19 protein-coding genes and 4 tRNA genes are annotated in these 21,710 nt (G+C 66.3%); 11 read left to right on the top strand and 12 right to left on the bottom strand.

Annotated elements, in window-relative coordinates:
* Positions 1-6: 6 nt before the first annotated feature.
* Together J6U32_RS24205 and J6U32_RS24200 are read right to left on the bottom strand one after the other, a co-directional pair.
* Positions 7-768 (bottom strand): crotonase/enoyl-CoA hydratase family protein, encoded by a 762-nt coding sequence (locus J6U32_RS24205; protein WP_208792491.1) that lies wholly within the window; start codon positions 766-768, stop codon positions 7-9.
* Positions 765-1,937, bottom strand: coding sequence for an MBL fold metallo-hydrolase (locus J6U32_RS24200; RefSeq protein ID WP_244332328.1), 1,173 nt, complete (start codon positions 1,935-1,937; stop codon positions 765-767). Before J6U32_RS24200 ends, J6U32_RS24205 begins: the two co-directional genes overlap by 4 nt.
* A 122-nt stretch (positions 1,938-2,059) precedes the next feature.
* On the opposite strand from J6U32_RS24200, the gene J6U32_RS24195 reads away from it, so the two are divergent.
* A complete protein-coding gene (locus J6U32_RS24195) occupies positions 2,060-3,271 on the top strand; it encodes a CaiB/BaiF CoA transferase family protein (RefSeq protein ID WP_208792490.1) in 1,212 nt (403 codons plus the stop codon).
* 9 nt (positions 3,272-3,280) lie between these two features.
* On the opposite strand, the gene J6U32_RS24190 is transcribed toward J6U32_RS24195, so the two are convergent.
* Positions 3,281-4,228 carry an alpha/beta fold hydrolase gene (locus J6U32_RS24190; RefSeq protein WP_208796310.1) on the bottom strand — a complete coding sequence of 316 codons (948 nt, stop codon included), beginning with the start codon at positions 4,226-4,228 and terminating at the stop codon, positions 3,281-3,283.
* 154 nt (positions 4,229-4,382) lie between these two features.
* On the opposite strand from J6U32_RS24190, the gene J6U32_RS24185 reads away from it, so the two are divergent.
* Positions 4,383-5,951, top strand: a complete 1,569-nt coding sequence (locus J6U32_RS24185; protein ID WP_208792489.1) for an MFS transporter — start codon at positions 4,383-4,385, stop codon at positions 5,949-5,951.
* Between the two features lie 73 nt (positions 5,952-6,024).
* Positions 6,025-6,933 carry an alpha/beta fold hydrolase gene (locus tag J6U32_RS24180; RefSeq protein ID WP_208792488.1) on the top strand — a complete coding sequence of 303 codons (909 nt, stop codon included), beginning with the start codon at positions 6,025-6,027 and terminating at the stop codon, positions 6,931-6,933.
* 506 nt (positions 6,934-7,439) lie between these two features.
* Here the strand turns inward: J6U32_RS24180 and J6U32_RS24175 are convergent.
* The 3 genes from J6U32_RS24175 to ppk2 all read right to left on the bottom strand — a co-directional run bounded on the left by J6U32_RS24175 (position 7,440) and on the right by ppk2 (position 9,729).
* Complete coding sequence (locus J6U32_RS24175; RefSeq protein ID WP_208792487.1) at positions 7,440-7,991, bottom strand: YceI family protein; 552 nt, start codon at positions 7,989-7,991, stop codon at positions 7,440-7,442.
* Positions 7,992-8,139: 148 nt separating this feature from the next.
* Complete coding sequence (locus J6U32_RS24170; protein ID WP_208792486.1) at positions 8,140-8,814, bottom strand: NUDIX hydrolase; 675 nt, start codon at positions 8,812-8,814, stop codon at positions 8,140-8,142.
* A 57-nt stretch (positions 8,815-8,871) separates the two neighbouring features.
* A complete protein-coding gene (ppk2, locus tag J6U32_RS24165; protein ID WP_208792485.1) occupies positions 8,872-9,729 on the bottom strand; it encodes a polyphosphate kinase 2 in 858 nt (285 codons plus the stop codon).
* Between the two features lie 122 nt (positions 9,730-9,851).
* Between ppk2 and J6U32_RS24160 the strand changes: the two genes are divergently transcribed.
* On the top strand, positions 9,852-10,787 hold the full coding sequence (locus tag J6U32_RS24160) for a cytochrome c oxidase assembly protein (RefSeq protein WP_208792484.1): 936 nt from the start codon (positions 9,852-9,854) through the stop codon (positions 10,785-10,787).
* Between the two features lie 188 nt (positions 10,788-10,975).
* On the opposite strand, the gene J6U32_RS24155 is transcribed toward J6U32_RS24160, so the two are convergent.
* The 3 genes from J6U32_RS24155 to J6U32_RS24145 all read right to left on the bottom strand — a co-directional run bounded on the left by J6U32_RS24155 (position 10,976) and on the right by J6U32_RS24145 (position 14,192).
* Positions 10,976-12,634 (bottom strand): HNH endonuclease signature motif containing protein, encoded by a 1,659-nt coding sequence (locus J6U32_RS24155; protein ID WP_208796309.1) that lies wholly within the window; start codon positions 12,632-12,634, stop codon positions 10,976-10,978.
* 113 nt (positions 12,635-12,747) lie between these two features.
* The gene (locus tag J6U32_RS24150; protein WP_208792483.1) at positions 12,748-13,554 is read right to left on the bottom strand and encodes a hypothetical protein; all 807 of its coding nucleotides are present in this window, start codon (positions 13,552-13,554) and stop codon (positions 12,748-12,750) included.
* A gap of 188 nt (positions 13,555-13,742) precedes the next feature.
* Positions 13,743-14,192, bottom strand: a complete 450-nt coding sequence (locus J6U32_RS24145; protein WP_208792482.1) for a pyridoxamine 5'-phosphate oxidase family protein — start codon at positions 14,190-14,192, stop codon at positions 13,743-13,745.
* A 63-nt stretch (positions 14,193-14,255) separates the two neighbouring features.
* On the opposite strand from J6U32_RS24145, the gene J6U32_RS24140 reads away from it, so the two are divergent.
* Positions 14,256-14,714, top strand: a complete 459-nt coding sequence (locus tag J6U32_RS24140) for a MerR family transcriptional regulator (RefSeq protein ID WP_208792481.1) — start codon at positions 14,256-14,258, stop codon at positions 14,712-14,714.
* Between the two features lie 161 nt (positions 14,715-14,875).
* On the opposite strand, the gene J6U32_RS24135 is transcribed toward J6U32_RS24140, so the two are convergent.
* The 3 genes from J6U32_RS24135 to J6U32_RS24125 all read right to left on the bottom strand — a co-directional run bounded on the left by J6U32_RS24135 (position 14,876) and on the right by J6U32_RS24125 (position 15,162).
* A tRNA-Phe gene (locus J6U32_RS24135) sits at positions 14,876-14,949 on the bottom strand.
* A gap of 29 nt (positions 14,950-14,978) precedes the next feature.
* Positions 14,979-15,055: transfer RNA gene (locus J6U32_RS24130), tRNA-Asp, on the bottom strand.
* Between the two features lie 34 nt (positions 15,056-15,089).
* A tRNA-Glu gene (locus J6U32_RS24125) sits at positions 15,090-15,162 on the bottom strand.
* 180 nt (positions 15,163-15,342) lie between these two features.
* Here J6U32_RS24125 and J6U32_RS24120 point away from each other — a divergent pair.
* The 6 genes from J6U32_RS24120 to J6U32_RS24095 all read left to right on the top strand — a co-directional run bounded on the left by J6U32_RS24120 (position 15,343) and on the right by J6U32_RS24095 (position 21,607).
* Positions 15,343-15,415, top strand: a tRNA-Lys gene (locus J6U32_RS24120).
* Between the two features lie 277 nt (positions 15,416-15,692).
* A complete protein-coding gene (locus tag J6U32_RS24115) occupies positions 15,693-16,361 on the top strand; it encodes a DUF433 domain-containing protein (protein WP_208792480.1) in 669 nt (222 codons plus the stop codon).
* Positions 16,303-16,746: a hypothetical protein gene (locus J6U32_RS27910; protein WP_208792479.1), complete on the top strand. Its 444-nt coding sequence runs from the start codon at positions 16,303-16,305 to the stop codon at positions 16,744-16,746. Before J6U32_RS24115 ends, J6U32_RS27910 begins: the two co-directional genes overlap by 59 nt.
* A gap of 295 nt (positions 16,747-17,041) precedes the next feature.
* Positions 17,042-18,436: a lipase family protein gene (locus J6U32_RS24105; protein ID WP_208792478.1), complete on the top strand. Its 1,395-nt coding sequence runs from the start codon at positions 17,042-17,044 to the stop codon at positions 18,434-18,436.
* A 41-nt stretch (positions 18,437-18,477) separates the two neighbouring features.
* Positions 18,478-19,761: a hypothetical protein gene (locus J6U32_RS24100; RefSeq protein ID WP_244332327.1), complete on the top strand. Its 1,284-nt coding sequence runs from the start codon at positions 18,478-18,480 to the stop codon at positions 19,759-19,761.
* Between the two features lie 205 nt (positions 19,762-19,966).
* On the top strand, positions 19,967-21,607 hold the full coding sequence (locus J6U32_RS24095) for an adenylate/guanylate cyclase domain-containing protein (protein WP_208796308.1): 1,641 nt from the start codon (positions 19,967-19,969) through the stop codon (positions 21,605-21,607).
* Positions 21,608-21,710: the final 103 nt, after the last annotated feature.

The following is a 21,710-nucleotide window of genomic DNA, read 5'->3' as shown; positions in this document are numbered from 1 at the left end:
CGAGGGTCAGCGGCCGGTCCAGAGGGGCGCCCGCTTCTCGGCGAACGCGCGAGCACCTTCTTGGGCGTCGTCGGAGGCGAAGATCGGGTCGAGCACCTCGCGCTGGGCGGTGATGAGATCGGGGTCGGTGTAGCGGATCGCCATGCCCACAACCTGTTTGGTGGCACGGACCGCGAGCGGCCCGTTCGCGGCGATCCGGGCACCGAATTCGCGGGCGCCCTCGAGCGCGCCGCCGCTCGGGGTGAGGACGTTGACGAGACCGAACTCGTGGGCACGCTTCGCGGTGATGGGGTCGCCGGTCAGGGCGATCTCCATCGCGAGCTGATAAGGGAGGATCTTGGGCAGGCGCAGCAGACCGCCGGCTGCTGCGGCGAGACCCCGCTTCACCTCGGGCAGACCGAATTTCGCGTCCTCGGCGGCGACGATCAGATCTGCCGACAGGGCCAGTTCGCAGCCGCCGGCCAGCGCCCAGCCCTCGACCGCGGCGATCAACGGCTTGCTCGGCGGATTCTCGGTGATCCCGCCGAATCCGCGACCCGGCACACTCGGCACCTCGCCGCGGGTGAGCGCCTTGAGATCCATTCCCGCGCAAAATGTTCCGCCGGCACCGGTGAGGATTCCGACGGTGATGTCGTCACGGGCCTCGAACTCGTCGATCGCCGCGGCGATGAGGGTTGCGACCTGGGCGTTGACCGCGTTACGGGCCTCCGGGCGATCGATGGTGATGACGGCGACGCCGTCGGCGAATTCGGTGGTGACCGGGCTCATCGGCCGGTGTCCTCTCGATCGGTGGGGGTGGTGACATACCAGTGCACGGGTTCGGTGCCCGACCGGGCGATGATCGCGCGTTCTTCCAAAACCAGAAGGTGGGCGTTGGTCTCGCGCAGGGCCATTCGGCTCAGCGGCAGGGACAGCTGCTCGAACGGCCGGGACCAGGTGACCGATCGGGTGATCTCCCACGCGGTCGACCCGGGCACCTCGGCGATGGCCTCGGTGATCTCGGCGAGTCGTTCCTCGTGGTGGGAGAGCAGGTGGGTGACCCGGCCGGCCAGTCCGCGGAACCGGTACTCGTGCGACGGCAGCGCCTCGAGGTCGCCGAGGTGCTCGGTATTGGCAAGCGAGGTCAGGTAATCGGCGAGCGGGCTGGGGTTCTGGAACGAATTGGTGGACACGTTCGGGCTGATCCGGGGCAACAGGTGATCACCGGTGAAGATGATCCCGGCGTCGTCGTCGGCGAAGCACAGGTGCCCCGCCGTATGTCCCGGCGTCCAGATCGCGCGCAGATTCCATCCCGGGATGTCCAGGGGTGCGTCGCCGACGAGTTCGACATCCATCGTGCGGCCCCGGGGTAGCCGCACGATCTCACGGATTCCGGCGTCGATCACGTCGGTGGGGGCACCGAGTTCGCGCAGATCGAGCTGGGCGACGGCGAGTTCGCGGCCGAGCTGCGCCTCGTCGCGATGATGCAGGAACCGGGCGTCGTTGCGGTGCATGCCCAGTCGCGGGTCGGCGTGCTCGAGCAGCCGGGGGACGAGACCGAAATGGTCGGGGTGCAGGTGGGTGATGAACACGTCAGTGATGTCGGACAGGTCATGACCGGTGGCATGAATGCCCGCGACCAGCGTGTCCCACGATTCGTCGGTGTTCCAGCCGGTGTCGATCAGGGCGAGACCACCGGCCGAGGTGACCAGCGCGTACGCCAGGATGTAGCGCAACGGATTGTCGGGCATCGGTACCGGGATCGAGAACACGCCGGGCCGCACCTCTTCGACCGGCGGCAACACCTTCTCGGCCCACGCCTGCCGTTGCCGGTGTCCGGTGACCACCACCCCGGTGCTCGTGACGACTTCGTCGGTGCTCGTGACGACTTCGTCGGTGGTGCTCGCACCCGGGGCGGCCGCATCCGTGGTCGGTGGGCCCGCCGATCGAGTGCTCATCAGTCCATACGATCACGCGGGACACGGCCGGGCAAACACCTCTGGGCTCACGCATCGTGAGGTAAACCCTATGTGTCCCAGATTCGCTCGCGGCATTGACACGGTGACCACGTCGGGCAAGGGTGGCCGACGTGGCCTTTGCGCAGACCCCCGACGACTCCGCCGACCCCGAGCCCGATACCCCGGACGACCCGCTTCCCCTGGCCGGTCTGACCGTGGTGGCGCTCGAGCAGGCCGTCGCCGCGCCGCTGGCCACGCGGCATCTCGCCGACCTCGGGGCACGGGTGATCAAGATCGAGCGGGTCGGCGAGGGCGACTTCGCCCGACACTACGACGCCGAGGTCGAGGGACTCGCCTCGCATTTCGTGTGGCTCAACCGGGGTAAGGAGTCCTTCGCGGTCGACCTCAAGCAGGAGCGGGGCGCAGCGCAGGTGCGCGCGCTCATCGACCGCGCCGATGTGTTCCTGCAGAACCTCGCCCCCGGTGCGGCCGCCCGGCTGGGATTCGAGGCGCAGCGCCTGCGTGCCGAGCACCGTGCACTGATCGTGGTGAACATGAGCGGGTACGGCACCGCCGGTCCGATGCGTGACCGCAAGGCCTACGACATGCTCGTGCAGGCCGAGGCCGGGCTGATCTCGGTCACCGGCACCGCCGAGCACCCCGCCAAGACCGGTGTCCCCACCTCCGACATCGCCGCGGGCATGTACGCACTCACCTCGATCCTGTCGGCGCTGGTGCGGCGCGGTATCAGCGGTGCCGGTGCCACGATCGAGGTGTCGATGTTCGACGCGACCGTCGAATGGATGGGCCATCCGATGTACATCGGGATGCACGCCGGGCGCCAGATCCCACGATGCGGCGTCGGGCACGCGGCCATCGTCCCCTACGACGCCTATCCGACGCGTGACGGCGAGATCCTCATCGGCGTCCAGAACGACCGCGGGTGGCGCGCACTCGCGCAGGTGCTCGGCCGACCGGAACTCGGCGACGACCCGCGCTACGCCACCAACATCGAAAGGGTCGCTCGCCGTGCCGAAGTCGACGACCTCGTCGCCGCGCGGACCGCGACGTTCGACACCGCAGAACTCGACGAACGTCTTGCGGCCGCCGGGATTCCGGCCGCGCAGATCCGCGACGTCGCGGGCCTGCTGGAGCATCCACAACTCTCGGCACGTGAGCGGTGGCGCATGGTCGACACCGAGATAGGCCCGATCCGGGCGCTGTTGCCGCCCTTCACCTTCGACGACGTCGAGATGCGGATGGGCCCGGTACCCGCGCTCGGCGAGCACACCGAGGCGATCCTCGCGGAGTTGGGCGAGTCGACCACCGGATGAGCCGGCGGATCAGGGTTCGATGAGTGGTCCGGCCGGCATCGTCGGGGTGCGTTCGGCGTCGTCCCACACCGAGAGCAACTCGGCGAGGATCTGCCTCGACATCCCCAGTGCGCTGAGGTGACTCTCGCCGGGCAGCTCGAAGAGCTTGGCGTCGGGAAGCAGCGAGACCATGTGTATGCCATGGGAATACGGGATGATGTGGTCGTGGTCGCCATGCCACCAGCGCACCGGCGTGGTCACGTCACCGACGCGGAATCCCCAATCCTGGGCGAAGGCCACGACGTCGGTGAACGGCGCTTCCATGCGGCGGCTGCCGCCGTGCAGCAGGTCGTCGAGGAACATCGCCCGGAATTCGGGGCGCGCGAGCAACTCTCGGTCGGCACGCGGCGAGAACCGGCCGTAGAGGCGGATCGCCGGATTCGCGATGGGCGCGGCCACCCCGAGCACCGAACTGAGGACCTTGCCCAGGGGTGCACCGGCGACCCGGACGGCCGGGGCCAGCAGCGAACCGAGGGCCATCGCCCCGCCGCCGATGGCGTCGGGGCCCACGGTGGGCGCGACTCCGCCGACGATCCCGGCGACCATGACGCGCTCCGGTAGCGCGTGTGCGGTCGCCAATGCGTACGGTCCGCCGCCGGACATGCCGATCACCGCGAACCGGTCGATGCCGAGAGCCTCCAGAACCGGCTCGAGATCGCCGGGGAACTCCGCCACACACCGGTACCGATGGGCGGTGGAACTGCCGACGCCGGGTCGATCGAGCCCGATGAGCCGGATGTCGTGCTCGGCGGCGTAGGCGCGGGCCTCGGTCGGGATCTGGCGGCGTGCGCCGGGCGTGCCGTGCAACCAGATGACGGCGCGGCCGTTCGCCGACCCGAACTCGGCGAACCCGATCCGGCGTCGTCCCCCCTCCACCGCCACCGAGCCCTCGATCTTCGGTCGGTCGATCCCCATCATGTGACCAGGATCGCACTTGCGCATAGGCGCGGCGGGCGCCGGGTCGGGGTTGGCCGGGCAGGGATCGGCGAGCCACCGCGCCGGTGTGCTCGCGTGCGGCATTGTGGACTCATCGGCGGTGCACAACGCCGTGTTCAGGGAGTGGAGGTACACGATGGCCTCAGGAATGGCGCCGTTGCGGAATCGGGTGTTCCGCAACCTGTTCATCGCCCAGATGGTGTCCAACATCGGCCTGTGGATGCAGACCGTCGGCGCCCAGTGGTTCCTCGTCGACCAGCACGCGGGGCCGACGGTGATCTCCCTCGTCCAGACCGCGAGCCTCCTGCCGACACTGCTGTTGTCACTGCTCGCCGGGGTGCTCGCCGACATGCTGAACCGCAAGTGGCTGCTGGTGGTGATGAGTGCGTACGCGACCGTCGTCGCCGGGGTCATGGCCGTCCTGGCGGTATTCGACCTCCTCGACCCGGGCATGCTGCTGGTCCTGACGTTCTTGCTGGGTGCGGGTTCGGCGTTGTCGGCGCCGGCGTTCCAGGCGGTCAATCCGGAGATCGTGCCGCGTGAGCAGATCGCCGACGCCGCGTCCCTGGGCAGCATGTCGATCAATGTCGCGCGGGCAGTCGGACCGGCTCTGGCCGGTGTGCTGTTCACCGTCGGCGGCGCCGGCGTGGTCTTCGCGATCAACGCGGTCTCCTACCTGGCCGTCGTCGTCGCGCTGCTGAGATGGCGGCGGCCGGCCGATACCTCGACCATGGAGCCCGAGCATCTCGGTACGTCGATGGCCGTCGGGCTGCGTTACGTCGCCGCGGCACCCATCGTTCGCCGGATCCTGGTGCGCTCGGCGTTGTTCGCGTTGCCCGCCTCGGCGCTGTGGGCATTGCTCCCGCTGGTCGTCAGCGACTCCTTCCATCTCGGCTCCACCGGCTACGGTGTGGTCCTCGGTGTCCTCGGCTGTGGTGCGATCCTCGGCGTCCTGGGACTGCCCTGGATGCGTGATCACCTGTCGCCCAACGTGATCCTTGCTTCGTCGGCAGTCGTCTTCGCGGCCGGTACCGCTGCGGCCGCGCTCGGGTCCACGGTGGTGGCGTTGATCGTGTTCGTCCCGACCGGGGTTGCGTGGATCGCCACGCTGTCGACGCTGAACGCCGAGATCCAGTTGACCCTGCCCGCGTGGGTGCGTGCCCGGGGGATGGCCGCCTATCTCCTGGTGTTCATGGGGTCGCAGGGAGTCGGATCGCTGCTGTGGGGTGCGTTGGGTGGACTGCTGACGGTGCGGTGGGCGCTGCTCATCGCAGCGATCGCGCTGATCCTGGCGGCGCTGGCCGTGGCGGTGCTGCCGATTCACGCCGAGACGGGCACCCTCGATCGGACCTTGTCGACCGCCTGGCCGGAGCCCATGCTGGTTTTCGAGCCGGCCCCCGACGACGGCCCGGTGCGGGTGGTCGCCACCTACCGGGTCGACGCCGAGCACCACGACGAGTTCGTCGACGCGAGGGCGGGTGTGGCGCTGTCGCGGCGCCGCACGGGTGCACGGAACTGGCATCTGTATCGCAACGGCGAGGACTCCGACGACTACGTCGAGCAGTTCGTCGTCGGCTCGTGGTCGGAGTATCAGCGCCAGCGCACCGAGCGCTGGACCGAATACGACCACCAGCGGGTGTCCGACGCGCTGGCGTTGACCGTCGACGGACGTTCGCACCAGGAGCACCTGTTCGCCCTGCGGTGAGCGTGCGGTGAGTGCGCCCGCGCAGCCGCCGACGCACAGCCGAATCGGAGGAATCTCGCGTAACGTCGTACCGGTGAGTGCTGCAGTTCTGGATCGGATCTCCCGAGGTCTGTCGCTGCCCGGCCCGTCGTATCTGCCGGTGCGTGACCTGCCGAGCGGAACCATGGTGGAATTGCCCGGGCGCGGTAGCACTTTCGTCACCGACTCCGGCCCGGCCGACGCGCCGGCGATCATCCTGCAGCATTCGGTGATGACCACCGGACTGCTGTGCTGGTATCCCGTGATCCCCGAACTCAATCAGCGCTACCGGGTGATCACCCTCGATCACCGCTGGCACGGCCGCGGCATACGCTCGGGCACCTTCGACCTGCTCGACTGCGCCGACGACGTCGCAGCGCTCGCCGACGTTCTCGGGATCGGTCGGTTCGTGGCCGCGGGCTTCTCGATGGGCGGTGGCATCTCGCAACTCGTGTGGCGTCGCCATCACGACCGGGTCGCGGGGTTGGTCCTGTGCTCGACCGGGCCGTACTTCAGCACCCGAGATCCGCACCTGCGGGAGCAGGCCAACAAGACCGGCCGACTACTCAAACCCGTCTATCGCATCATCCCCCGACCGTCGGATGCGACGTTGGACAAACCCACCTCGCACACCGCCCTATGGGGTATGCGCCAGTTCCTCTCGACGCCGTTGTCGCACACCGGTGACTTCGGGGAAGGGCTGGGGCGCTTCGACTCTCGTGAGTGGCTCGCCGAAATCGACACGCCGACGTCGGTGGTGGTCTCGGTCCGTGACAAGGTCGTCGAACCCGAACGTCAGCAGTTGCTCGTCGACGGTATCCCCGGCGCCCGACGCTTCGACGTCGACGGCGGCCACGCGTGTTGTGTGCTCGGGGCGGACAAGTTCGTGCCGGTGTTCCTCGACGCCGTCGATGCGGTGGTTCGTGCGGCGGACCCGGACTCCCCGCGCATCGTCGCACCCTGACCCCGCGCCTTCGCGCACGCAGAGGTCCGTCGTTTACGGCCCGTCGTTGCACAGTTGTGCCCGGTGGTTCGCCTGGGTAGTGGTGTGAACTGTCGCACGCCTCAATCGGATACGTGATCTCGACGTCGTCGGTCTTCCGTTCTTCCACGATTTGAGAGAACATGTGTACACCGAAAGCCGTCGAGCTATGCAGACGGTCCGTCACGAACTCCTGTGGAGGCCGATCATGATCGCACTTGTCGTCGTCCTGCTCGCGCTGGTTGCCCTCGGCATGCTGTGCAACCGGCCCGGCCTGAATTTTTATGCCCGAGAACTGGGTTCGTCGGGGCGCTACCGCGAGCGCTGACACTCGTCGCGCGCGCGTGGCGAGACCACGCGGCCCCGCACATACGTATCCGCCAGTACGACAACGGGACCGATACCGCACACGGGGTTTGCGGTATCGGTCCCGGTCTGCGCTGACCCGTCGATCGATCGGGTCAGCGCGGTCCCTGTGAGAAGGGGGTTCAGGCGCCCTGGCCGGCCTCGATCTCCAGGGTGATGGTGACCTTGTCGCCGATGACGACTCCGCCGCCCTCGAGCGGCATCTCGAGGTCGATGCCGAAGTCCTTGCGGTTCAACACGGTGGTGGCCTCGAAACCGGCGACCGGGCCGTGGCCCATACCCGGGTTGACGCCGTTGAACTCGAGCTTGAGATCGACCGACTTGGTCACGCCGTGCAGGGTGAAGTCGCCGGTGAGTACGTAGTCGTCACCGTCGGGGCGCACCGCGGTCGAGGTGAAGGTGGCCTTCGGGTAGGTCTCGGCGTCGAAGAAGTCGGCCGACTTGATGTGGCCGTCACGCTGCTCGTTGCCGGTGGTGATCGAGGTGACGTCGATCTCGGCCTGCACCGACGGCGTTCCGTCCTCGGCGACGGTGATGGTGCCGCTGAAGGTGTCGAACTTGCCGCGGACCTTGCTCACCATGAGGTGCTTGACGGAGAAACCGACGGTCGAGTGGACGGGATCGATGGTCCAGGTGCCTGCGGCGATCGGCGCGGTGACGGTGGGGGTGCTCATGGGATGCTCCTAGTTCCGGTGGTGTCCGGGGGGTCGATGACTGTCGTATCGATGACCGGTGAGGTCGCTGGGTCGTTCCGGCCCATCACCGAGCATAACCGGACCGCGGTCCGATTTCATTCCCTATCGTCGAATTTTTTTCGCGGGCCTATGACCAGGCGAAAACCGGCTGCTCGTACTCGTCGACGCGGGTGTCGCGGCCACGCAACGCAACCTCGGCGAACTGATGGAGTACGGCGGCGGTCGGTGCATGCACGAGCGCGGTCTGTCCGCTGGGTGAGTGGTCGTCGGGATCGCGACGCAGCCCCGGGATCGGCATCTGGATCACCGGTCGCGTCGACTCCGGGATGGTGATGAACCGAGGTGTGACGAGGAGGTCGTCGAGCGGGATGAAGAACCAGACCGAGACCTCGTCGGGGTTGGGTGACGGTTTGGGGGCGTGCGGCGCCCAGCACACGACGGGTGTGATCACGTACCCGGATCTGGTCGGATAGTCGTCGAGCATGCCGATGACGTCGTCGGGGGACAGGGCCACGCCCATCTCCTCGTGCAACTCACGTAGCGCCGCGGTGGTCTGATCCTCGCCGGGATCGAGCCGTCCGCCGGGCAGTGCGAACTGGGCGGCGTGGCGTCGCATACTCATCGGCCGGCGCAGGAGCCAGATGCCCTGCTCGCGCTCGTTGGTGTCGGCGTCGTCGGTGTTGCTGCCGTCGCGGTCGACGACGACGATCGCCACGGCTGCGGCTTTGCCCGGCGTGGTGGCGGCTCGCCGGTCGAAGGCCGACAGCCGATTACTCAGGACCTCGCGCTCGACCCACGTCATCCTCCCAGTTGACCACGCGTGGGGGTCGGTGACGACCAGCGGCGTCGTGACGAGAGGTCAATACAGCGTGGGGATGCGCCGAAGCGGCAGGTCGGGTCCCTCGTAACCGGTCGCCTTCCGCTTGGGCAGTTCCACGTCGGGGCGGTCGAGCGGGGTGTAGGGAACCTGGTCGAGGATGTGGCGGATGACGTTGAGACGACCGCGTTTCTTGTCGTCGGTGTTCGCGACGTACCACGGCGCCCAGCCGGTGTCGGTGAAGCGGAACATGTCGTCGCGCGCACGGGTGTAGTCGTCCCAGCGCGTGTACGACTTGAGGTCCATCGGCGACAGCTTCCAGTACTTGCGTGGATCGTCGATGCGGCTCTGGAGTCGCATGGTCTGCTGGTCCTCGCTGACCTCGAGCCAATACTTGAGCAGGATGACCCCGGAGGCGACGATCGACCGCTCGTACTCGGGCGCCTCGGTGAGGAACTGCTTGGTCTGCTCTTCGGTGCAGAAACCCATGACCCGCTCGACGCCGGCGCGGTTGTACCAGCTGCGATCGAAGATGACGACCTCGCCCGCGGCAGGTAGATGCGGCACGTAGCGCTGGATGTACATCTGCGATTTCTCGCGTTCGGTGGGTGCGGGCAGTGCGACGACCCGGAAGACCCGGGGGCTGACCCGCTCGGTGATCGACTTGATCACGCCGCCCTTGCCTGCGGTGTCGCGGCCCTCGAAGACGATGCACACCTTGGCCCCGGTGGTGCGCACCCATTCCTGCATGGCCACGAGTTCGGCGTGCAGGGGTTTGACGAGCTTGCGGAATTCCTTGTTCTTCATGAGCTCGGTCTTCATGGGCTCGGTCGTCATGAGCCCGGTCTTCACGGGCTCGTCGTGACCGTCGTGGTTCGAGGAGTGCTTCTTCTTGCCCACGCTCGGCCTCCTCGACGGTGCTCGCCCGGAGGGCACTGATCTGCCCAGACTAGGTGACTGCGGTGTCCGTTTGGCCTTTACGAGTCGATTAACGATTCGTCGCGGGTGCATACTCGCGGGTTGTGGCCGATACCCTCGCTCCCTTGACGCTGCACACGGTGGTGTCGTCGTGGCGAGTCGATGTGCCCACATCTGTTGTGGTGGTGTTGATCGCGGTGGCCTATGTGGTGGCCGTGCGCAGGTCGACGGTGCCGTGGAGCCGGGCGGTTCCGTTTCTTCTCGGCGTGGCTGTGTGGCTGATCAGCGCGTGCGGGTTTGTCGGCGTGTACTCCGACACCCTGTTCTGGGTGCGAGCGCTGCAGATTGTGCTGGTGCTGATGGTGGTGCCGTTCTGTCTTGCGCTCGGGATGCCGGTGACGGTTGTGCGCGAGGCGTGGCCGGCAGCGCGCCGGGTGATCGATCGTTGCCTCCGAACGCGGGCGGCGCGGGTGATCGCGTCTCCGGCGGTGACCTCGGCCGGCGTCATCGTGACGCCGTGGCTGATCTATCTCACCGGCTGGTATCCGGCGCTGCTGCGATCCGATGCCGTCGACACCGTGACCCGACTGTTGCTCGTGCTCTGCGGCTTCGGGTACTTCTACGCGCGGCTGCAGATCGACCCGGTGCCACGGCGCTATCCGCAATCCCTGTCGTTGCTCGTCACCCTGGGCGAGACACTCGGCGACGGCATCCTGGGCGTCGTGATGTGGCAGGGCGGACTCCTCGCCGCCTCGTATTACGAAGCGCTGCACCGCACGTGGGGGCCGTCGCTGCGGACCGATCAAACCATCGGCGCCGGTGTGTTCTGGGTGCTCGGCGACGTCATCGGTCTGCCGTTCCTCCTCGTGCTGTTCGACCGATTCCGTACCGACGAGGGTCGGCGCGCAGAGATCGCCGACGCCGAACTCGATGCGGCCGAACGCGACTCGACCCGATCGACGGCAGCGGAAACCGAGTCCGAACAGCCGGCGGGGTTGTGGTGGGAGAACAACCCGGAGTTACGCGAGCGCTTCCGCTGAGCCGGTGGGCGCCAATTTCCGGTGGTCGAGCAGACCGGCGGATCTTTCGTCCCGGTGGTCGAGGTGTCGAGGAGCGCCAGCGACAAGCCGTTCTCTCGGTGGTCGAGGTGCCGAGGAGCGTTAGCGACGAGCCTCGAGACCTGTTGCACCGCTGCTGGTTTCCGACCACGGACCGAGCACGTGACGGTCTAGAACCCGCAGTCGCCGAGGAGTTGGGCGAGTCGAGTTTCGACCGGCGAGTCTGACGTGGGGTCAGGGTGGAGGATTTCGACGAGGTCGTAATATCCGTGTCCGATCGGGACCTGGCTGCGCCGGATTCGGTTGGTGGGCAGCATCGAGTCCCGGTCGTCGCTTGCGGCGAGATCGGTATCGGCACCACTTGGTGGTGGGTCGGGTGGGTGCAACTCCGCCCGGACGCGAACCAACGCCGCGGCGTAGGTGGCCCCGACATCGGGTAGCGCGGTGGTGCGTTTCGGGTTCGGTTCGGCTGCGCCGATGGGGGTGTTTGTGCGCCACCAGCATCGTCCGGCCCACGGCCCGGCGCGATAGATGCCGGTCGTGAATTGTCCGGGTTTGTCGCCGACCATCCGGTTGTGTTTGCCGCAGGCGGGGGCGAGGTCACCGATGTTGGTGAGTCCGCCTTTCGCATGGTCTTTGGTGGCGTGATGAATTTCGACGTGCGCGGCGGGTTGGGTACATCCGGGGAACGAGCAGTACTCACCGCCGTCTTTGGCGAACAGGGCGATCCGCTGCCCCTGGCTCGCTAACCTCGCCCGACCCAAATACAGCGGCAGACTGGTGTGGTCGTCGAACACCGCCAACCACGGCTGACTGTGGGCAGCCAAAGCGATGACATCCCGGATTGGGAGGAGGGTGCCGGTCGCCGTGACGCCCATCCCGGTTTGCGCAATCAAGTCAGCCAGAGACGTTTTGATGATCAGATGCGGTGGTAGGCCGCGATGCGATTGCGGGCCGAGTCCGACATCGAGTCCGGCGCGTAGGACTGCTTCCAACGCATCATGGTTGCGTTGGACCTGATCCCGGTGATCGCGGGCTGCGGCAGCCGCCACCTGGTCGGGGTCGGCGTCTTCGCGACTGCCGGTCGGGGACTCCGGGTCGGCGGGGTTGTTCATTCCGGGCGCCGCCCACGCGGCGAGTACTGCTTCGAGGTGTGCGGTCAGAGTGGGGGTCATTTGTCCCGATAGCCCACTCATTTTTTGGGCGTTCTGCCGGCCGATGCGGATCTGGCGGTGGCGTTGCCGATCGGTGTCGTCGGTCAGTTGGCCGTCGGGGTCGAGGTGCGCCAACACCCGTGCCCCCAGGATCCGCAGATCAGACGGGGTGTGGGTGCGGGCGAACCCGGCCATCGTGGCGTCGGCCGACATTTTTTCGTCGAACGGGACTGTCGTAGGTATGCGGTCCAACACGTCGATGACGACTGCGGCGTGGGAGGGGCCGGCCGCCCCGGAGGCCATCGCTTCGGCCAGCGCCGGATATTTCGGCGCAGCAACCTCGCCGGTGACGGTGTGGAAGGTGGCGGTCGCTTTGAGTTGTTTCCACCGCCGCCACGGTTCCGACACACGCAACAAGCCGATCATGGCGTCGGTGGTCGACCCGTATCCGTATTCGCGGGCGAGATGGCGGTCGGAGAATTCGACGATCTGCCGATCGCCTTGGACGGTGACGCGGGTGATCAACTGTTCGGTGGATTGAGCGACCGCGACCAGGTCATCGTTGGACAGGCCGGTCAGATCATCGGTGGCCAGCGCATCGACCAAGCGGTGGGCGAGGGCGAGTTTCTGGGTGGTCGACAACCCAGAAACGTCGGGCAGTGCGGTGTCGACCATCATTTCTCACCCCCCGGCGATAAGCGCACATGTGTTTGTGTGCTGTTGTGTTCGAGTGTATGCCGGGTTTGTCGGGTTGGCAAGGGGTTGTCGAAAGTTTTTTCGGACTGTTTTCAGCACGGCGCGGATCGGTGTGGCGCGGTCACCGGAATCGTCAGATTCCATTTCTGGAGTGCGGGCTCGACGTAGGCGATCGTGTTGTCGCGGTCAGCGGGGCCGTCGTGCAGGATGCCCACCGCGCACACGCTCTGGTCGGGGTTCACGACGAACACCGCTGATCCCGAGTCGCCGACGACGGCATATCCACCCCAGTGGAGGCTGCGCGTGTTGGCGTCGAGGAGCGGACCGCACGTCAGGCCCGCGCGACCGCCAGCCATGCAGATTGGTGTTCCCCGAGGCAGTGTGGCCGCTTCCCGGGGTGTCATGACACCGGCGATCGGGTGACCGTCGATGGTGGTGACCCATTGTGCTGCAGTCGCAGTCGGCGGTAGGAATGCGGCCGCGGCGTCGAGCATGGTGCCGTCGGCCAGGGTGTCGTCCTCGTGTAGTTCGTAGGGGCTGAGGGGCAGGCGGCCCGTTTCGGACGAATCGGTGTACAGCCACGTGGGTTGACCCAGGCCGCTTACGCAGTGCCCGGCCGTCAGGTCGCCGCGGCTGCCCGTCGACGAGGTGACCGGCCAGCCGAGTGTGCATTGTGACGCCGGACCGGATGCCGTCGCGTCGACGATCGTGACGCCCGGCCGATACGTGTGGTCGGTCGTCGGGGTGAAGGGGACGGGATGTCCGCCTCCGCTGTCGGGCAACGTGACGAATCGGGTGGTGACCGGCGGGGGGTCGGATGTGGGTGCCGCCCCACCGCATGCGGCGACGAACAAGAACGGCAGCAGCGCCGCCGGAATAGCCCACCGCAGCCGGGTCACACGCGGCAGAGTAGTGATCCTGCCTGTGGGTTTCCTGCCGACCAAGGTCTGGTTTCACCGGCAGTCACGACGAAATTGATTGTCGGCAAGTCCTCAGCGCGAGGGTTCTGCTTACGGAATTCATGAGTCATCGGTCGGTCTGCCCGACGGGATCAGCGAGACGTTCGGGCGTCAGGCCCGTCTCTGATTCACAGGTTTCCGTACTGCCGCTCGACAGTGAATCGGAAGAGTACGGCCTCCTCGGCAGCGAGTACTTCCTCGAGCTCGCTGCCGCTCAGTCCGAGGTGGTGGCTGCGGTCGCTGTGGTAGTCGAGTGGGCCGGTCGGTCGCTCATCGCGAACGCGGAAAAAGCGCACGAGCGCGCGAGCCGCCGCCTCACCGTCGATGATCGTGACGCCGACGTCGAGCGAGAGCCAAGCGTGCTGCTCGTCGGCGAAGTACAGACTGCAACGGGGGTCACGCCGGAGTCGTCGGGTGCGCAGTTTGTCGGCATGACTCGCGCTCTCCAGCACGCCGTCGACCATCGCTGCCTCGATCTTCACCGCTCGTGGTCGCCCATCACCGCCGACGGTGATCATCGCGGCGTGCGGGTGGGCGGCGATGAAGGAAATAGCCGCGTCGTTGGGTTGCGTCGTCATGGCTACCAGACTTGCGGTTGAAGCCGACTTGAATGCAAGTCCGGGTGGCGCCAGCATGAGACCGTGACCTCCACGCGCAATGACCTGGTCCCGATCGACGTCGTCGCCCGGCGGCTGAAGATCAATGCTTCCGCAATTCGGTATTACGAGGTGCGCGGACTTGTCGCTCCGACGACCCGACGCGGCGGACGCCGCTGGTATGACTCTGCTGCGGTGCGCCGCATCGCGATCATTCGGTTCTGGCAAGTCAATGGACTGATGAGCCTCGACGAGATCGGACGACTACTTGACCGTTCGGCATCATCAAGCGGCTGGCCGCAACTCCTTGCCTGTCACTCGGACAGGATCAGCGCTCAGATTGCCCGACTCGCCGAGGCCAAAGAGTTCCTGGACCACATCGCCACCCACCATCCCGACGCACCGCCGGATGGCTGTGCGCACTACGAGAGTCTGCTCGAATCGAGTGATGCCTGTCCGCGACCTGCGGATCCTCACGGGGAGGTTACACGTGACAGCCGGTGACTTTACTTGCAGCAGCACTGCGGCATTCGCTCGTGCCGGACGACCGCGGATGAGTTGTTGCCCGGATCGCATGAGGGCTGGAGAAGGTAGGTGGGGTATTGGGGGCGACCCCATATGCATCCCAAAACAAGAAAACCACCTTGGAAAAGCTGGCTTCTTCGTGGCCAGGGCCGGGATCGAACCGGCGACCTTCCGCTTTTCAGGCGGACGCTCGTACCAACTGAGCTACCTGGCCGGAAGGTTCGGTACGAACACCGAGACCTTTGGCGACCCTGACGGGACTCGAACCCGCGACCTCCGCCGTGACAGGGCGGCGCGCTAACCAACTGCGCCACAGGGCCTTGTTCAGTTATCTGTTCACCGAGGCGAACAGCGTACCCCCTACGGGATTCGAACCCGCGCTACCGCCTTGAAAGGGCGGCGTCCTAGGCCGCTAGACGAAGGGGGCCGGTTTCCGTTCGGGAGGGCTCCGTTGGGAGCCGACTCAGATTAGGACACCGCGCGCGGAAAACACAAATCGCCACGTCAGGGGCATTTTCTGGACGTCGACACGCGAAGCGGACACCAGCTGTCCGCGACCCGTTCGGCGCGAGGTAAACTCGCTTCCGCCCTCGGCGCCGAGGGTAACGCCCCTATAGCTCAGTTGGTAGAGCTACGGACTTTTAATCCGCAGGTCGTAGGTTCGAGCCCTACTGGGGGCACCGCAAACCGCCTGGTCACGGGCGGTTTTGTTGTTTGTGGGTGGCTCCGGGGTAGCTCCGGTCAACGTCGTTCACTTCGCCATCGACATTGCGAATGTCGTGGTCGACGGAAACACCAAGGTCACCGCATGACTTGCGCTTGAAGTCAATCGGACGTCGCATCGGCGACCCTCGGGTGGGAAGGGTGCGCACTTCCCCTGATGCGGTCGTATGCGCGCGCTATCGTCGTCTACGATCATCGGTTCACCACGGCAGTCGGCGAGAGGAGCTATGTGCGATGACACTTGCCAACGACGAGCGATTCACTGCAGGCATCCTCACGATGGCCGATTCGGCACGCTACCTGGGTCTGAGCGGGCAGACATTTCACCGGTGGGCAAAGGGGTATGAGCGAGGGGAGCCGCTGCTCCACGTGGTGGATGCGCCAAAGCGGAAAGCCAACGTCACCTTCATTGCTCTTACGGAGGCATACGTTCTCGACGCGCTTCGCCAAGCCGGTGTTCATGTCCGGAAGATCCGCCCGGCACTGGAGCAGCTACAACGCGACTTTGGTCGTGAATATGTGCTTACGGCGCCGAATCTGGCGACAGACGGTATCGACGTCCTGTGGAATTTCGCGAAATCGGCTGCGGGAGCGGGCCTCATCGAGGCTCGATCGGGGCAGAACGTGATTCGCGAAATCGTCTCGGACTACCTGACTTATGTCGCATGGGAGGGGGAACACCCGACGAAGCTTCGACTTCGAGCGTGTGAGCCCGAGAAGGTGTTCGTCGACCCATACGTTGCATTCGGTCAGCCTCGATTCGGAGAAGGCGGACCACGCCTCGCCGACATCGCGGCGATGCTGAAAGCCGGCGAGGACGGGGAGGCCGTTGCCGAAGAGTTCGATGTCTCGCGAGCCCAAGTGGCAACCGCCGCACGCGTCCTCCTGGGCCGCGCCTCCTGAGTTCTACCTGGACGAAAATCTCGCTGGCCGTGCGCTTCGTCGGCGGATCGAGGGTTACGGCTACGTGGTTCACACGCCTCCGAGCCTTTACGGCGAACGAAAGGCCGCCGAAGGTACGCCCGATGAAGTGTGGTTACGGGACGTCGGTCGTCGAGGGTGGGCGGCAATCGGAAGAGACACGACGATACTCGTCACTCCGTCGGAGCTTGCTGCTTACCGTCGGGCGAAAATTCATCTGTTTCTGTTCCATGGCGAAGCAACGCGAGCACAGCTACTCGAGGCGCTGGATGCCAATCTCCGAGAGATGTGCACTCACTGCATGAGCGGAACGCCGACGGTGTGGCGTGTGCACGGACCTCCGCGGCCCCGACTCGAGGCGCTCTAGCTGTTCGTGGCAATCAATCGCAGACCGCGGCGTGACGAACTCAGGTGGGAGCTCGCTGAGGACCGAAATCCGTCCGTTGAGACGAATGTGAATGTGCGTCTCATCACGTTCCGCACTTGCGAGCATGGGCAAAGCCGACAACAAATCGCCCTGAACTGGCTATTTGCTGCGAATTGACAAGCCGGCGCGGATTGCGCCTCAGATTACTCTCAGGTAAGTTCGCGCCACCGCTTTGGCGGCGGGTCACACCCGCGGCGATGCGGGGGATTCGGTGAGCGAGAAGGGGTGGGCCCGCATGCGGTCACGTGCCGGGGTGTCGAGAAGTGCCAGTAGGGCAAGAGCAGGCGGAATCGTCGGTCTCGTGGTCCTCGTGCTCGTGGTGTGGTTCCAGATCCCGGGTGTTGCCGCGGCCGACGAGCCGCCGACCTACTCGGGTGCGGTGCCGCTGACCCCGCCGGGACTCGGGACGATCTTCGGCGGCTATGTGCTCGGCACCTTCCGCGACGGACGCCTCGCGACCGGGCAAGAAGACTTCGAAGGTCTGGCCGCCGACGATCCCTTCTATGTCGAGCCGTCGATCTCGCAGGACGTCAAGCCCGGAACCCTGTTGAAGGCCAAGCGTTTCGACGTGTTGTTCGCCGGGGTCAAGCCTGCGCACGTGGCCGCCTACAAGATCATGTATGTCACCGAGAACGTTCGGGGACGCAAGGTGATCTCGACCGGCGTCGTCATGATCCCCGAGGACGGCAAGCCCAACGGTTCGCGTTCGGTGGTCGCCTACCAGGAGGCCAACGATTCGGTCGGTGCGAAATGCCATCCGTCGACCCAGTGGAGCGGTGGCGCGCTCGGCGAAGCGTCGGCGTGGTCGGCGCTCGGGCCGCTGGCACTGATGTTTCAGCGCGGACTCGCCGTAGTGATCTCCGACATCGGCAACGACGCCGATCCGTCACCGCACGGCGTCTTCGCCGGAAAGTTCGCAGGCCACGCGCTGCTCGACGGTGTCCGTGCGGCGTACCGGGTCGGTCCCGCCGCGCTGAATCCGCACAATCCGGTGGGGATCTTCGGCGTCGCCGGGGGCGGGGTCGGCGCCGGATTCGCCGCCGAGAACGTCGCCCGCTACGCACCCGAGATCAACCTCAAGGCAACGATGCTCGAAGGTATGGCGGTCGACCAGAAGAACTTCATCAGATTCGCCGACGGTCGGCTCGGCACCGGATTCGTCTTCGCCACGCTGCTCGGACTGGAGGCGCAGTACCCCGAGATGGCGTTGGACGCAAAACTGAACCCGGCCGGCCGCGGACTCGCCGATGTCTACCGGAAGTCTTGTCAGATGGCATATTTCGGTATGCCGCCGCTGGTTCCGCTGAAGACCCTGTTCACCAGCGGACAAGCTCCCGCCGACATCCCCGAGTTCGCGCATGTCTACCGCGACAACACCCTCGGCCACGGGGATCGCCCGCGCGGCAAGGTGCTGGTCTCGGCCTGCAACGCCGACAACTCATTCATGTCCCTGATCCCCGCCGCCGACTCCAAGAACCTGGTGACCCGCTACGTGCGGCAGGGCGCCGACGCCCAGTACTACGGAATGAACTGCGGCATGGACATTCTCGTCGCCAACATCTACAAGTGGGGTACCGAGTTGTTCGGCATGCACACCGTCGACTGGCTGGCCACGGAATTGAACTCATGAACGCCGAACCCACGAACGCTGAGCCCACGGAGATCGACTGCATGCAAAGGGTCGAGCACCCGAAGAGGGCGGGATTCCCGTTGCGCCGACTGATCCTGCTCCTCGTGCTGGCCTGCACAGTGGTCGGGTCCGCGGTGGTGGCCGGACCTGCCCGCACCGCTGTCCTCGACCCGTATCTCGATCTGCCACTGACCAATCGGTACGCCGACCACTACGGCGGAGGCGTCAACCGCGCGCTGCCCACCGATCTCGGCAGGCTCTCCGGACTGGTCACCGAGGCCCGTGCCTCCGGTCTCGATCCCCACCGCTATGCGGCACTGCTGTTCCAGTATCGCTTGGTGCAGGCGACCACCGATGCCGGAATCGATTTGGCCGGATGGGATCCCGCCAAGGGATTCGCGACCACCCGCGCCGACATGATCAAGTCCTATCGCTACTACGAGAACTTCCAGATCGCCCACCGAAACCTGCAATGGGCCGGCATGGCCGGACTGGTCGGTGCCGACTTCGGCGGCGGTATCGCCGATGTCGTGCTCGCCGGCGACATCTACTCGATCCGCGGACTGCAACCGCTCGCCGCGCGGATCATCGAGGCGGCGACCTCGGTCGCCGGCCCGGGGCTGATCGGTGTGTTCCCCAAAGGGTTACAGACCTTGGCCTATCACGCCGACAAGATCACCCCGGCCGACCTGACCTGGTTCGCCGAGCGGGTGCTGGTGATGCAGAAGGCCATCTTCACCGACCTCATGCCCCAGCACGTCGCGTTCGTCCGCGACGGACTGCGTGGCATCGACGAGTTCCGCCGAGCCGGGATCATCGACGACGCCGTCGCCACCGCGTGGCAGGGCATCGCCTCCGGGAATCCCGACCGGGTGGCCGCTGGCAATGCGACCCTGCTGCATCGTGAGCAGTTCGACGTCGTCGGTTGGCAATTCGACGACGTACGCAACTACCGCAAGGCCGACGGGGTCGGCGCAACACTGACCTACGCGATGACCCTGGTCGGGTCTCCGTCGGTGGCCGGCGTGCCCGCGCTGCGCGACTTCATTCCGTTCGTCCACACCACCCGCCTCGCCAACGGGACGACGCTGACCATCACGACACCGATCGCGAACTGGGACTGGTCGGTTTTCGATCAGCGCTGGCGCTACGTGACCTCCGAACTGCTGCCGCGCTATCGCGACCTGGTGGACCACCGTTTCGCCGACCTCGTCGCGATGATGCGTGTTCCGTACGACACCCAATTTGAAAGTCACCGGCCCATCTTCAACATCCACAAGATACTTTCCGATGCGGCGGCGCACACAGTGGTGACCGTTCGCTGAGACGCGCGCAAGCCCGGCCGATGACGCCGACCACGCGGATGTGATCCACGCCATTGGGTAATCTCTGAGGTGACATCAACTGCAGGGAAGGCCCATGACCTCATCACCGAGTTCCGGGGTGGGAGCGTCATCGGCGCACGGCCGGCACCCACGCCGAAGCACCGCGACCCGATGGAGCCGGGCGCGGCGGCGTTACGCCCTCCTCGTGTGGGGCGCGGTCGGTGAGCCGGGGGCGACCGAATGGGCACAACTCGGTACCGCCGGGCGTCGCCGGTTGGCGACACGCGCCCTCGCCATTTCCTCGACCGCCATCGTCGGCAGCAACGCGCTCATCGGTTTCGAGACCTTCCTCCTGGTGCAACTGTCGTACAACGGGGGACTGCTGACGGTCGACGAGACCCTGCGCGCGCCCAACTTTCCCGGCATCGTCACCGCCATCGTGGTGTGCATCGTCGTCAATCTGGTCCTCGGGGTTCTCACGCTGCGCCCGCAATTCCGCTGGTTCATCTCCGGCGACCCCGCTGATCACGCGCGTCGTGTTGCGGTGCAACGAATTCCGGCATTCCAGGTGCTCAGCACGTCGATCGCGTGGGCGGCGTCGGTGCTCAGCTACATCGCCATGTCCGCCGAAACCCTCACCGTCGAAACGGTGTTCGGCGTGGCGGTGGCGTTCGCGCTGGCCGGCATGTCGAGCGCGTGTCTGACGTATCTGTTCGCCGAACGCGCCTCGCGGCCACTGATGATGGTGGCGCTCGCCTCCGACCCGACCTCGCGCGTCGTGCACGGAGTGCGGGGCCGGATGTTCGCGGTGTGGGCGGTCAGTTCGGCTGTGCCGATGGTCGGTCTGATCATCCTCAACGTCGGGCGCAGACTGCACATGCTTCCGCCGGTGGCCGCCGACATCGACTGGGCGAGTGTGGTTCTCGCGCTCGTCGGACTCGCTGCCGGTGCCCGTATCATCGTCCTCGTCGGCCAGTCCCTGATCGATCCGCTCACCGAACTGCGCGACGCGGTGGAGAAGGTGCATGCCGGCGACCTCGACGCCCACGTCGACGTGTACGACTCCTCCGAACTCGGGGTGCTGCAGCAGGGATTCAACGAGATGGTCACCGGCCTCGACGAGCGCGAACGCATGCGGGAGCTGTTCGCCCGCCACGTCGGTGACACCGTCGCCGAACTCGCAATCGAGCGGGGGATGGGTCTGCACGGCACCAATGCCGAGGTCGGGGTGCTGCTCGTCGACATCGTCGGCTCCACCACCATCGCGCAGGAACGCCGCCCGCAGGACACCGCGGCGCTGCTCAACGAATTCTTCGAGATCGTGGCGCAGGTCGTCGACGACCACCGGGGATTCGTGAACAAATTCGAGGGCGATGCCGCGCTCGCGGTGTTCGGGGCGCCGGTGGCGATCGACGATCCCGCCGGTGCGGCCTTGGCCGCGGCCCGGGACCTCGCGCGCGGCCTGAGCGAGGCTCTCGACGTCCACTGGGGGATCGGGGTCTCGTTCGGCACCGCCTTCGCCGGGAACATCGGCGCCGAACGACGATACGAATACACGGTGATCGGCGACCCGGTCAACGAATGTGCACGCCTGTCGGAGATGGCCAAGACCGCTCGGGTGCCGGTGCTCGGGAGCGGGGCGGCCATCGCCGGCGCCGCCGACGACGAGTCGGAGCACTGGACGATGCTGGGCAAGCGGGTCGTGCGCGGTCGCACCGAGGCCACCGAGATCTACGGCCCGACCGATCTCGTTCCCGACAGCACCCCCACGGTGGGTGACGTGATCTCCGGACTGCTGCGCCCGGTGAAATGGCTGGGGTCGGCCGGACTGATGCGCCTGCGGTAGCGGCAAACGCGCGCGGTGACACACCGCTCGTCTCCGCCTCTCGGTCCGCTCGTCTCCGCCTCGGGGCGATGTCGTGGCAGGGTGAGAGGGAGCACACCGCAGC

The organism is Gordonia polyisoprenivorans, from assembly GCF_017654315.1.
GTDB classification, from domain to species: domain Bacteria; phylum Actinomycetota; class Actinomycetes; order Mycobacteriales; family Mycobacteriaceae; genus Gordonia; species Gordonia polyisoprenivorans_A.
This window is presented reverse-complemented; position numbering and strand designations above follow the sequence as displayed.